Source organism: Oceanihabitans sediminis, assembly GCF_003337215.1.
Classification (GTDB): domain Bacteria; phylum Bacteroidota; class Bacteroidia; order Flavobacteriales; family Flavobacteriaceae; genus Oceanihabitans; species Oceanihabitans sediminis.
This window is the reverse complement of sequence record NZ_QPIG01000002.1, coordinates 1-13,770: the sequence shown is the minus strand read 5'-3', so window position 1 is coordinate 13,770 and position 13,770 is coordinate 1. Positions and strand designations below refer to the sequence as shown.

The window sequence follows — 13,770 nt, the reverse complement described above, 5'->3', positions numbered from 1 at the left end:
CTTTCTTACATAAACATCAATTGGCCAATATTTAACACATCTAAAGTTAAGTTTTTACTATCTTAGTTGAAATTAAAAACCGTTTTCTCCCTTAGAAAACCCTTTTTCTGCAAAACGAATGTATTAGAAACATAATCTTGTTTTTAATTAACTATGCTTCATTATGGATTAATGAACTATTAATTAAATACATGAAATTATGAAAACTTTACAAACAACAGTATTATTACTAAGCTTTCTATTAGTAAACTTATTCACCTACGCCCAAGAAAAATCTTTAAACTACAAAGAAATTGTTGTAGAAAATCCAGAGCCAGAAGCTACTATTAAAATCTTAAGTGATTATGTAAACGCTTTAGTTTATGATAAGATGGAAACGGTTGAAATACTTCTAGATGAAAAATATATCGGGTATGGTCCTTCTATAAACGATTCCATTAATAAAAAGGAAACTTTAGAGTCTTGGACTAAAGTACATAAATACCGAACCAATGAAAAAGTTGAATTTGTATCACAAACATTTAGAGTAATAAAAGGAAATCATAAAGGAGATTGGGTTTCACAATGGGGAACCTATAGCTATATGCTAAACGGAAAAACTATTGAAATGCCTTACCAATTAACTGCTAGAATAAAAGATAATAAAATTATATCCAGCAGAATTTATTATGACAATCTAGAAGTAGCAAAAGAACTAGGATATGAAGTAATTCCACCAAAAAACTAAAACTTTTAAAGTAAAAACAAAGCCCTTTGCATTTAGCAAAGGGCTTGTTTAATCAAGTAAATTTATAAGCCGAATTCTGTACATTTTTCTAAAAAAATGCCCCTTATCATTTATCTGCGTTTATTATTACTAATAAACTTTAGCTGTCTACCCTCTAGCATCGCGCGTGCACGCTCAAACACTAGTTTACATGACATTGCACCACATAGAGTTTACCCGGTTTCACTACAGCATTACCTGTACATACTTTCTGTTGCACTTTTCCTAGCCTCACGACTGGTGGTCGTTAACCACTATGATTACACTACGGTGTTCGGACTTTCCTCCATCTCGATAAATCGAAACAGCGATAAGGCAATCTACTTGCCTGCAAAGTTATTAAAACTATTTCTAGAAATATCTAAAACAAACAGCTTAAATTAAGAGGAAATCCAAGATATTTATAAATAACTATAGAACTTGATTAATCGGAGATAATTTCTGAAAGACATACCTTGTTTTGTTAATAACTCCTATTAAATTTAGATTAGAAACTTATGTATTTCAAAGCTTATTTTTAACTTTGTTTCTTCAGCAAAAAGTAGTAATTTTATTGCTTAAATAAATTCAGAAAGATTGGAACATTTTGTAGTATCGGCAAGGAAATATAGACCACAAACATTCAAAGATGTTGTTGGTCAATCTGCTATTACAAATACTTTATTAAATGCTATTGAAAACAATCACTTAGCGCAAGCACTTCTATTTACAGGACCTCGTGGAGTTGGTAAAACAACATGTGCACGTATTCTTGCTAAAATGATTAATAGTGATGGTACAGAAAAAGAAGACGAGGATTTTGCATTTAATGTTTTTGAATTAGATGCCGCTTCTAATAACTCGGTTGATGATATTAGAAACCTAACCGATCAAGTAAGAATACCGCCGCAAGTTGGTAAATATAAAGTCTATATTATTGACGAGGTTCACATGCTTTCTCAAGCAGCATTTAATGCTTTTTTAAAGACATTGGAAGAGCCGCCAAAACACTGTATATTTATTCTTGCAACTACTGAAAAACATAAGATCATACCTACTATTCTTTCTAGATGTCAGATATTCGATTTTAAACGAATTACCGTAAAAGACGCGAAGGAATATTTAAAATACATTGCACAAGAACAAGGTATTGAAGCCGAAGACGATGCACTTCATATTATAGCTCAAAAGTCTGATGGTGCAATGCGTGATGCGCTTTCTATATTTGATCGTGTGGTAAGTTTTTCAGGAAAAAACCTAACACGTCAAGCAGTAACAGAGAATTTAAATGTTCTAGATTACGAAACCTATTTCACAAGTACCGATTTAATATTAGAGAATAAAATTCCGGAATTGTTAATGCAATTCAATAATACCTTATCTAAAGGTTTTGACGGTCACCACTATATTGCTGGACTTGCTAGCCACTTTAGAGATTTATTAGTTTGTAAGAATCCGCAAACTTTAGAACTTTTAGAAGTTGGTGAACAAACCAAAGAAAAATATCAAATTCAGTGTAAAAAAGCTTCGCAAGACTTTTTAATAAAAGGAATTGACTTAGCAAATGAATGCGATTTAAAATACAAAAGCAGTAAAAATCAGCGGTTACTCGTTGAACTAACTCTAATGCAGCTTGCCTCTATCACTTTTGATGGAGAAAAAAAAAATAGCAAAAACTACATAATTCCACCTTCCTACTTTGCAAAACTAGGAATCAAACCTGTTTCTGTAACAAAACCGAAGATTGCTCCTCAAACAGTTTCTAAAAAAGAAGAAGTTTCAGTAACTAAGGTAACGCCTTCGCAATCTGTTAAAACAGAAACTAAAAAGGTAGAAACACCTAAGCTTGATTTAAATGCAAAGAAAAAATCGACATCAGCACTTTCTTTAAAAAGTATTCGATTAAAAAAAGAGCACCTTATCAAGCAAATGGAAGTAGTTCATGATGAGGAAGATTTACCTAAAGATCCTTTTACAGAAGAAGCTCTTGTTGAAACTTGGAATGCTTATGTAAAAAAATTAGAGAAAAACGGAAGGCATAATTTAGCTTCCATTTTATCTATAGACACCCCTAAAGTTTCTGGAACCACTATAAATGTTGTTTACCCTAATGAAACGAATAAAGTGGAAGTGGAACGTAATCAATATCACCTGTTAGGTTATATAAGAAAGAAACTAAACAATTACGATATCACATTAGATATTGTTATAAATGAAGAACTAGAAAAAAAATACGTGTATAGTTCTCAGGATAAATTCGAAAAACTTGCTGAGAAAAACCCAATTATAGAATTACTTCGAAAAACCTTCGATCTAGATGTCTAAGACTTGCTAGTCTTCTACCCTTTGAGATATTGAGCTATTTAGTTTATACCATTCAGATAAATATTTAATCAAGGAAAAACCTTTAAAACAAATTAACATGCTAGGATTAAAATTACCAACCGATCCGCGTTGGGTAAATATAGTAGAAAAAAATATTGAAGACATACTTACAGACCATGCCTTTTGCGAACAAAAAGCAACAAGTACAGCTATTTCTTTAATAGTTAGTTTTCCAGAATATACAGATCTAGTTCAAGAAATGGTTGCACTTGTAAAAGAAGAAATTAGCCATTTTAAAATGGTACACGATAAAATTTTAGAACGCGGTTGGACACTTGGTAGAGATAGAAAAGATGAATACGTAATAGCCCTTTTAAAGTTCTTTCCTAAAGGAGGTAGCAGAACAAATCAATTAGTTCATAGGTTGCTGTATGCAGCTTTAATTGAAGCTAGAAGCTGTGAGCGTTTTAGATTACTTTCTGAAGAATTACAAGACGAAGAACTTGCTACTTTTTATAGAAACCTAATGGTTAGCGAAGCAAATCATTATACAATGTTTTTAGGGTTTGCTAGACAATATGGAGATAGAAAAGAAGTTGATGAAAAATGGCAAGCTCTTTTAGAATATGAAGCTGAAATCATGAAAGATTTAAGCAAAAGTGAAACTATTCACGGATAATAAAAAAAAGCCTTCAAATTTATTGAAGGCTTTTTTATTATATATAGAAAACTAATTAGATTTTTAATCCGAATCCTACTTGAATGGTAGAGTTCTTAGCTTCAATACCAGCTGGATTATCTTCTAGTATATTAGTAAATCCGTAGTTAAATCTAGCATCTAAAAAGAATGTATCTGAAATGTCATATTGTAATCCACCAACTCCCGAAAGAATTAAGTTTTTATAACCATCTTCATATTCCCAAACTTTTAAATTTGCTTGTGGACCAACACCAACTGAAAGGTTTCCGAAATGAAATCTTAATGTAACAGGTAGTTGAATATAATTAGCTCGTAATTCTTTAGCTTTCCCACCTTCTGCAGAATAAACTAATTCTGGCATTAAAGAAACTTTTTCTGAAAGAGGGTAATTAACAAATGCTCCGATAGCAAATCCGTTTCTATGTGCATTTTCAAATTCTGGATGTGGTTCAAAATCTAAGTTAGAAATATTTAAACCAACACGAATTCCTGAAGTTACATCTTGTGCTTGTACTAAAACACCTGTAACTAAAAATGCTAGTAAAAGTAATTTTTTTCTCATAATGGATGATTATATTAAATGGTTAGATAACAAAAATAACAATTAAATGGAATTAAAGAATAATAATCTAAATTTTATACGCAACTCCTAAGAGAACGTTTGAGAGCTTTAGTTTAAAATCTATACTCATAACAGTCTTTAGTTCAAACCTTTTCTGTTTAGATGATTAGTTAATTAAATATAAATCAAATTAATTAAAATAAAACATTTAAAAGATAAAAGGCTGTTTTTTACTGCGAATTACTAGAAACCGTATCATAATACATGCTTTTTATGATTCCGTCTGCCAATCCTATTTTAGGAACATAAATGTCTTTTGCGCCACTCCATTTCATAGCAGATAAATAGATTCGAGTTGCCGGAATAATTACATCTGCTCTATCTTGATTTAGATCAAGTTCCGAAATACGTTCTTCGTAAGAATAAGACTGTAGAGTATTATAATAACTAGTTAGGTAAAAATACGTTAATGGTTTCCCCATAGATTTTCCAGAAATTTTAAAAATCTTATTAATATTTCCACCAGATCCTATAAGGTCTATTTTGTCATAGTTTGAAGTATTCTCTTTAATCCACTTTTCTAATTCCTGCCATGTTTCCTTTTTAACTATATCGTTTAAAAGTCTAACGGTTCCTATTTTAAAGGATTTTGAAGTTACGGTTTCTCCTTTATGAATAACCGTAAACTCGGTACTTCCTCCTCCTACATCTACATATAGATAATTTTTGTTTTTATCTATAAAAGCATGCAAGTCGGTAGCAGCAATTATTGCAGCTTCTTCTTCACCATTAATAGTATCAATTTTTATATCGGTTTTTTCTAGAATTAAATCCGTTACTTTTTTTCCGTTTTTAGCTTCACGCATTGCAGAAGTAGCACAGGCCTTATACTTTTCAACCTTATGTGATTTCATTAACAACTTAAAAGCTAACATGGTGTCCAACATACGTTGGGTGTTTTCTTTGGATATTTTCTGTTTCAAAAACACGTCTCCTCCTAAACGAATAGGGACACGTACTAACGAGCTTTTTTTAAAGCGGGTTTCTTTTCCTTTTTCTTCGATTATGTTTGCTATTAATAGTCGTACCGCATTGGAACCAATATCAATAGCCGCATATTTTTTTATAGATAACATCTATTCTTCGTTCTTTTTTAAGTAATAATTATACGTTTCAAATTGGGAGCGTACTTTTGGCTTATTATTACGTTTATATTTATTATTCTGTTTTTCATTTAAAATTCTTGCCTTCACATTATCGCTCCAACAAATATTAAAAGTATCAATTAATTCTTGTTTGATATCTTCATCGTAAATAGGACAGCTCACCTCTACTCTATGGTCTATGTTTCTTGTCATCCAATCGGCTGAAGAAATATATACTTTAGGGTCGTTGTTATTACAGAAAATGAAAAGCCTTGTATGTTCTAAAAACTTATCTACGATACTTATTGCTTCAATATTTTCACTCATTCCTTTTTTACCAGGAATCAAGCAACAAAGTCCTCTTACAATCAATTGAATTTTAACCCCTGCTCTACTTGCTTCGTATAGCTTGTCTATCATTTTATAACTAGACATACTATTCATCTTAAGTCTTATATATGCTGGATTACCAGCTTTAGCATTTGCTATTTCTTTGTCAATTAATTTGAAGAATGCCGACTTGGTATAATGCGGAGATTTTATAATGTGTTTATATCTAAATACACGGTAATTTGTTTCAAAGAAACTGAACACTTTGTTTATGTCTTTCAGTATTTTTTGATCGGAAGTAAATAAGGTATAATCGGTATAAATCTTTGCTGTAGACTCATTAAAATTTCCTGTACTAACAAATCCGTATCGTTTAATTTTATTCTTTTCTTCGCGTTCAATTACGCACATTTTACTATGCACTTTTAAGCCTTGTACGCCAAAAAACAAATTAACACCTTCGTTTTCCATTTGTTCTGCATAATCTATATTGGCTTGCTCGTCAAAACGTGCTTGAATCTCAATAGAAACAGTTACTTTTTTTCCGTTTTTAGCGGCATTAATTAAAGAACTTGCTACATGTGAAATTTGTGCTAGACGGTAAATAGTAATTTTTATAGATTTTACTGTTGGGTCAAGAGCTGCTTCTCGTAAAAACTTTACTACATAAGAGAAAGTATGATATGGTGCATAAAGTAAATAGTCTTTTTTAGCTATTTCACTAAAGATACTATTTTCAAGACTCAAACCTTTAATTGGCAAAGGTTCGATTTTATTATATAGTAAATCGTTTCTTCCAAGACTTGGAAAGGCCATATAATCTCTTCGGTTATGATATCTTCCTCCTGGAATAACGCTATCGGTATTTTCTATAGCCATTTTAGCCATAAAATATTGAAGGGTTTTCTTATCAATAGTTTTATCATAAACAAATCTTACGGGATCACCAATCTGTCTATGTTTTACACTATCGGAAATTTTTTCAATAAAACTTTTACTTAAATCGCTATCTAAATCTAACTCTCCATCTCTAGTTATTTTGATCATATGTGCTGTAATGCTCTTATAATCAAAAATATTGAAAATATCATCTAAACAGTAACGAAGTAAATCGTCTACCATAATGATATAATTTTTATCATCTTCTTTAGGTAGCACAACAAACCTATCCATAGCCTTAGAGATTTCAATTAAAGCATATTGGTTTTTACCGTCTTTCATCACCATATTTATAGCTAAATATGCTGCACTATCTTTAAGGTTTGGAAGTTCTACAGAATCATTTAAAACAATAGTAACCAATGCCGGACTCACCTTTTGGATGAAGTAGCTTTTGATATATTTTTGTTGTTTTTCGTTTATTTCAGTTTCGTTAATAACAAAAATATTTTCAGATTCTAGCTTTTTCTCAATCTCGCTTAAAATCTTTAAACTTTCACTTTGTTGCTTTATTACTATTTTAGTGATTATTTCTAATACTTCTTTAGATTGTACACCCCCAAGTTCACTTTTTCCGCTTTTACCAGCTTCTACAATACGCTTTACTGTTGCATATCGTACTTTAAAAAATTCATCTAAGTTATTCGAGAAAATACCTAAAAAACGTAAACGTTCTATTAAAGGAACGTTTTCATCTTCTGCTTCTTGCAAAACTCTAGCGTTAAAATTTAGCCAGCTTATTTCTCTATTTATATATATATTATTTTGTTTATCTGATTTTGTCATGAAATCTATTTCTTTTTAAAACATATTTTATAAAAGTAAATGCTATAAAAATTAGCTTTAGATTACCTTAATAGCAATATAATTTACTCTCTTAAATCTCTTGGAAAGATAATATTTATTGTTTGACCTTTATAAATATATTTCCAATAATCTACATGAAATTCTATAACTACCAAACCACTTGTTGGGACATTTTCAATAAACCTATCGCCAAAGTTATTTACAAAATTAGTAATGGCATAATTATGACCAAAAACCATTAAGGTTTCTACATGGTCTTTTGTGGATTTTATTGTCTCGATGAGTTCATCTCCAGTAAAATCGTATATATTTTTTTCAAAATGAATACTATTAGTATCTATTTTTAAATTTTCAAAAAATATTTCAGCAGTTAGTTTAGCTCTTTTAGCTGTGCTAGAAATTACTTGATCTGGATGTATGTTTAACTGTTTAAAATGTTCAGAAACAATTTTAGCATCTTCAATTCCTTTCTTTTTCAAACTTCTATCATGGTCTGAAACTCCTTCATTCCAAGTAGATTTTGCATGTCGAACAATTATAAGTTTTTTCATTTTCTTCTTATTAAAAAGCTATCAAAAATAAAAGTCATATCCTTTTATCCTTTACAAATTATATACTATAAAAGTAAGGCAAACAATTATATAATTAAATTTTATTGTTAAAGATGTTTTATTAAAGCACTAAACAGAAGATATCTAAAAAAGCTTATCGGCTAATCATTCCTTTTTCTCGATGAAATGTTTTTGAAAATCATCTCAACGAATATTTAAGCTATTTAACATTTTTTTTTGATTTGATTGAAGAATCGCTGTTAATTTATCCTAGCTATTAATTAAAACCTATGACCAAATTGAAAAAAATCCCAAACTACCGCCCCTTTATATTGTAAGATCAATATTCTTCCCTCAGCAATATCTTAAGATATTGTTATACAGTATTATTTATAAAACAAGTAACATTTTACACATACATAAGTATGTCATATTTAATTAAATCCTTTAATCTAAGAATTATGAAAAAGCATAGAGCTATTCTTCAATTTTCATTCCTACTATTACTAATTTTTATTTTTTCAAGTAAAGTAAGTGCACAAGAAAATGATGTGCCATTATTCACTAACAACAATACCTTAAGAAGTACCGAAAAGAATGTAAATAAAGAGCTTCAGTATTATCTATATGATCATTTAAAAAGTGGTGTTATTGAAAACGGCAACCTAAAATTTGCAGATCCAAACTTCAAACGACTTTATATGGATGTTGCTTCTATTTCATCTATAAGTAACTTTGAATTAAGCAGTGTGGAGTCGATAATTATCAAAGTTAAAAGTTTAAACGATTTAAACACTAGAGTAAATTATTCTAAAACATTTTCAAGTATCACAAACCTTAAATGCATCTATATTGATTGTGAAATTGAAACCACAAAGCAACAAGTTGAAAGCATGTTTACCAATGTACCTTCAACAAATATTCTTAATTATTTCGGCATAAATATTCCTCAATAATAAATAACCAGAACAACGTAAAACTTATATCAGCATGAAAAAGTTTACTATAAAATCCATTTTCTACAAAAAAACCACCATAAGTATCTTTATACTTATTTGTTTGTTTGCTAGCAATTCTTTTGCTCAAGTAATAGAGCCTTTTACCCAACGTTCATCACAATATTCTCCTGATGTAAAAATCTATAATATAAAAGGAGACTTTACACTTATAGGTAACTCTAACTTAACGTTGGAAACTTACGATGTTGATAGTAACAATAGTAGGAATGAAATGATATATGTTGATGAAGATGGTGACTTTTCAACAATTAACTCGTCTTCTGCTACATTAACTTTCTCAAATGAAAATGGTGCAAGCCCTGAATGTTCAAATATTATTTATGCTGGCCTTTATTGGACAGGAAGAGCAGCTAGTACTGTAACCACAATCCAACAAAGAACTGTTAAATTAAAAGGTCCTCAAGATGCCACTTACAGAACTTATGTTGCTAATTCTAATGATATTAAATTCCCTGGATCAAATAATATGTATGCAGGTTATGTTGAAGTAACAGATCAATTAAAAAACAATGGTATTGGTGAATATTGGGTTGCAGATATAGCTTTATCTGAAGGAAATGGAGGTACTACCGGATATTACGGTGGATGGGGTATTGTGGTAGTATATGAGAACTCTAAAATGAATTGGAGAGATGTAACACTTTTTGATGGTTATGCATATGTTCAAGGAAGTTCTACTTTAAATTATCAATTACCAGTTTCAGGTTTCAATGCAGTACAATCTGGAGATGTTAATGTCAAATTAGGTCTTATGGCAGGTGAAGGAGACAAAGGAATTTCAGGTGATTACTTTCAAATTATTAAATCTGCTAACGTAAATGATGCCAACCCTAACAACAATGCTTGGGTATCCTTAAATCATTCAGGAAATTCTACTAATAACTTTTTTAACTCTTCTATTCAAACAGGTGGTAATCCTAGAAATCCTAACGTAGTTAATAATACAGGTTTAGACATTAGCATGTTTGAACTAAACAATGCAGACAAATCACTAATCTCTAATGGTCAAACCCAAACTAAGTTTAGATATGGATCTAACCAAGACACTTATATAATATTTAATATGGCAATGTCTGTAGATGCCTATATACCGGTTTCAGAGGGTGTACTAGCTACTAACACAATTAATGGCGTTCCTCCTTCTGGGTCTAATATCGTTGTGGAACCAGGAGATGTTATTGAGTATGGTATTGAAATACGAAACAAAGGAACAGAGGCTATTCAAAACGCAAAACTTGTTGTTCCTATTCCTTTTACTTCTACATACGTTAATCCAAGTATTAATTATAATGTATATGACTCTAATGTACAGCAGCAAGCACCTTACTACGACCCTAATGAAGGTTCCACCGGAGCTATAGTTTGGGAACTAGATTATATACCATTAAACACAGATTTAAATACCTTATTAGCAGATATAACTTTTGAACTAAGATCTACAGAAGACTGTTCTATACTTGTTAATGAAAGTTGTGAACCTAGAATTGTAATTTTAGGAGGACATATTGCTGGTGAAGGAGTGGTTTCTGGTAATAATTATTCGTTGCCTTTAATTCAAGGATATCAAGAAAATGGTATCTGCCAAGGAGAACCTAATGTAGAGCCTATAGCTATTGATATTGATTCAGCTCAATTTATTGCAGATAACTGTTTAGATATTACAGACGAAAGAAGATTTTATTTCTGTAACTCTAATAGCTCAACCATATCTTTATCAGAGGTTTCTTCTCAATTCCCTCCTGCTTCCTCATTTTACAATGAGTATCCTGTAGGGCCATCAACAATTCAATACACAAATTCTAATCCTTTTCCTGCTACACCAGGAATTAAAACATATTATGCAGTTCCTCCAGGGGATACTACTTGTATCTATCTTTTTACCATACAAGTTGTAAATATAACTACAGAACCTACAGTTAACAACTATACTTATTGTGTAGATGAAGTAGCTGAACCACTTTCAGGAATAACAACAAACCCACTTTACACACTTTATTTTTACCCTGATAATAATCCAAGTACAGTAGGTCAAACTAGCTTCACTCCACCAACCAATACTACTGGTGAATTCACCTATTATGCTGCGGAAGGTTTTGATAATAATTGTGTAGGTAACAAAGTTCCAATTCAAGTTTCAGTATATAACGATATTGTAATAACAGAAGAATCAACTAATGAAACTTGTAATGAAAATAATGATGGAACAATAACTTTAACTGTTTCAGGTGGTTCTGGAGATTATTCATACGCTTGGACATATAATGGAATATTAGATCCAAATATAAATACTCCAAATGTTAATAATTTACCTGCAGGAACCTATGAAGTTACAGTTACTGATAATAATACAGCTTGTAATGCAAATACTTCCATAACTATCAACGAACCAGACGCATTGGCTTCTTCTATTACTTCTGAAGATGTTCTTTGTAATGGACAAGCAGAAGGTTCGGTTAATCTAAGCGTTACTGGAGGAACTGCTCCTTATTCTTATAATTGGAGTAATGGTGAAACTACCGAAGATCTAAGTAACATTCCTGCCGGAACGTATAATGTAACTGTTACAGATGATAATGGATGTACTACTACAAATTCCGTAACTATTAATGAACCAGACGCATTGGCTTCTTCTCTTACTTCTGAAGATGTTCTTTGTAATGGACAAGCAGAAGGTTCTGTTAACCTAACAGTTACTGGAGGAACTCCTCCTTATTCTTACAATTGGAGTAATGGTGAAACTACCGAAGATCTAAGTAACATTCCTGCCGGAACGTATAATGTAACGATTACAGATGATAATGGATGTACTACTACAAATTCCGTTAATATCAACGAACCAGACGCATTAGCTTCTTCTCTTACTTCTGAAGATGTTCTTTGTAACGGACAAGCAGAAGGTTCTGTTAACCTAAGCGTTACTGGAGGAACTCCTCCTTATTCTTACAATTGGAGTAATGGGGCAACTACCGAAGATCTAAGTAACATTCCTGCCGGAACGTATAATGTAACTGTTACAGATGATAATGGATGTACTACTACAAATTCCGTAACTATTAATGAACCAGACGCATTGGCTTCTTCTCTTACTTCTGAAGATGTTCTTTGTAACGGACAAGCAGAAGGTTCTGTTAACCTAAGCGTTACTGGTGGAACTCCTCCTTATTCTTATAATTGGAGTAATGGTGCAATTACCGAAGATCTAAATAACATTCCTGCCGGAACCTATAATGTAACCATTACAGATGATAATGGATGTACTACTACGAATTCCGTTACTATTAGCGAACCAACTGCATTAATCGCTTCCGTACAATCACAAACAACGACACTTTGTGGTAAAGAAGTTGCTACTGCAACAATTATAGCGTCCGGTGGTACACCGCCTTATACCTATTTATGGGATAATGCAACTGCTGAAACTTCTGATACTGCTACTAATTTATCGAATACTACATACAATGTAATAATTACAGATTCAAAAGGTTGTACTTTCAATTTACCTGTTACGATTTTGGATGCTTGCTTCACTATCGTTAAAGCAGCTACCTCCAATGCTAGTGGTTGTGTATCGGAAGGAGATCAAATAGTGTATACTTTCACAGTAAACAATACTGGTGAAGTATCTATCAGTGATATCGTGATTATGGATGATTTACTTGGTGGAAATATTACTGCTTCTCTAACGCTTGCTGGAGATACGAATGCTAATAACATCCTAGATCCTACAGAAACTTGGGTATTCACTGCAGATCCATATACTGTAACACAAGACGATGTTAATGCTGGAAACATTACTAACAATGTAACAGCAGATGGTAATAAACCAGATGGATCAGCGGTTCTTCAAGCTTCAGATACCTATGTGATTGATGCTACAAACCCAGATGTTACATTATGTAACGATGGCGGAATCAGTATCGTTAAAGCAGCTACCTCCAATGCTAGTGGTTGTGTATCGGAAGGAGATCAAATAGTGTATACTTTCACAGTAAACAATACTGGTGAAGTATCTATCAGTGATATCGTGATTATGGATGATTTACTTGGTGGAAATATTACTGCGTCTCTAACGCTTGCTGGAGATACGAATGCTAATAACATCCTAGATCCTACAGAAACTTGGGTATTCACTGCAGATCCATATACTGTAACACAAGACGATGTTAATGCTGGAAACATTACTAACAATGTAACAGCAGATGGAAATAAACCAGATGGTTCAGCGGTATTACAAGCTTCAGACACTTATGTGATTGATGCTACAAACCCAGATGTTACATTATGTAACGATGGCGGAATCAGTATCGTTAAAGCAGCTACCTCCAATGCTAGTGGTTGTGTATCGGAAGGAGATCAAATAGTGTATACTTTCACAGTAAACAATACTGGTGAAGTATCTATCAGTGATATCGTGATTATGGATGATTTACTTGGTGGAAATATTACTGCTTCCCTTACTCTTGCTGGTGATACGAATGCTAATAACATCCTAGATCCTACGGAAACTTGGGTATTCACTGCGAATCCATATACTGTAACACAAGAGGATGTAAATGCTGGAAACATTACTAACAATGTAACAGCAGATGGAAATAAACCAGATGGCTCAGCGGTTCTGCAAGCTTCAGATACTTATGTGATTGATGC

At 32.0% G+C, this 13,770-nt stretch carries 9 protein-coding genes and 1 other RNA gene; 5 read left to right on the top strand and 5 right to left on the bottom strand.

What is annotated here, in order from left to right; translation table 11 throughout:
* The first annotated feature begins 199 nt into the window (after window positions 1–199).
* Entirely contained in the window at window positions 200–727 is a 528-nt protein-coding gene (locus DU428_RS05825; RefSeq protein WP_113966171.1) for a nuclear transport factor 2 family protein, read from the top strand.
* Window positions 728–776: 49 nt separating this feature from the next.
* On the opposite strand, the gene rnpB is transcribed toward DU428_RS05825, so the two are convergent.
* Window positions 777–1,093: RNase P RNA component class A (gene rnpB / locus DU428_RS05820), an RNA gene on the bottom strand.
* A 249-nt stretch (window positions 1,094–1,342) separates the two neighbouring features.
* On the opposite strand from rnpB, the gene dnaX reads away from it, so the two are divergent.
* Both dnaX and miaE read left to right on the top strand, forming a co-directional pair.
* Window positions 1,343–3,070, top strand: coding sequence for a DNA polymerase III subunit gamma/tau (gene dnaX, locus DU428_RS05815; RefSeq protein WP_072348967.1), 1,728 nt, complete (start codon window positions 1,343–1,345; stop codon window positions 3,068–3,070).
* Window positions 3,071–3,167: 97 nt separating this feature from the next.
* Window positions 3,168–3,749 (top strand): tRNA-(ms[2]io[6]A)-hydroxylase, encoded by a 582-nt coding sequence (miaE, locus tag DU428_RS05810; RefSeq protein WP_072348965.1) that lies wholly within the window; start codon window positions 3,168–3,170, stop codon window positions 3,747–3,749.
* 55 nt (window positions 3,750–3,804) lie between these two features.
* Here the strand turns inward: miaE and DU428_RS05805 are convergent, their stop codons facing one another.
* From DU428_RS05805 to DU428_RS05790, 4 genes are all read right to left on the bottom strand, one after another.
* Complete coding sequence (locus DU428_RS05805) at window positions 3,805–4,332, bottom strand: porin family protein (RefSeq protein ID WP_072348963.1); 528 nt, start codon at window positions 4,330–4,332, stop codon at window positions 3,805–3,807.
* Between the two features lie 230 nt (window positions 4,333–4,562).
* Window positions 4,563–5,468, bottom strand: a complete 906-nt coding sequence (locus tag DU428_RS05800; protein ID WP_113966172.1) for a Ppx/GppA phosphatase family protein — start codon at window positions 5,466–5,468, stop codon at window positions 4,563–4,565.
* On the bottom strand, window positions 5,469–7,532 hold the full coding sequence (ppk1, locus tag DU428_RS05795) for a polyphosphate kinase 1 (protein ID WP_113966173.1): 2,064 nt from the start codon (window positions 7,530–7,532) through the stop codon (window positions 5,469–5,471).
* An 83-nt stretch (window positions 7,533–7,615) separates the two neighbouring features.
* A complete protein-coding gene (locus DU428_RS05790; protein ID WP_113966174.1) occupies window positions 7,616–8,104 on the bottom strand; it encodes a SixA phosphatase family protein in 489 nt (162 codons plus the stop codon).
* Window positions 8,105–8,565: 461 nt separating this feature from the next.
* On the opposite strand from DU428_RS05790, the gene DU428_RS05785 reads away from it, so the two are divergent.
* Together DU428_RS05785 and DU428_RS05780 are read left to right on the top strand one after the other, a co-directional pair.
* Entirely contained in the window at window positions 8,566–9,060 is a 495-nt protein-coding gene (locus DU428_RS05785) for a hypothetical protein (RefSeq protein WP_123796489.1), read from the top strand.
* A gap of 34 nt (window positions 9,061–9,094) precedes the next feature.
* The coding region (locus DU428_RS05780) for a DUF7507 domain-containing protein (protein ID WP_114436822.1) at window positions 9,095–13,770 on the top strand (4,676 nt) is incomplete at its 3' end.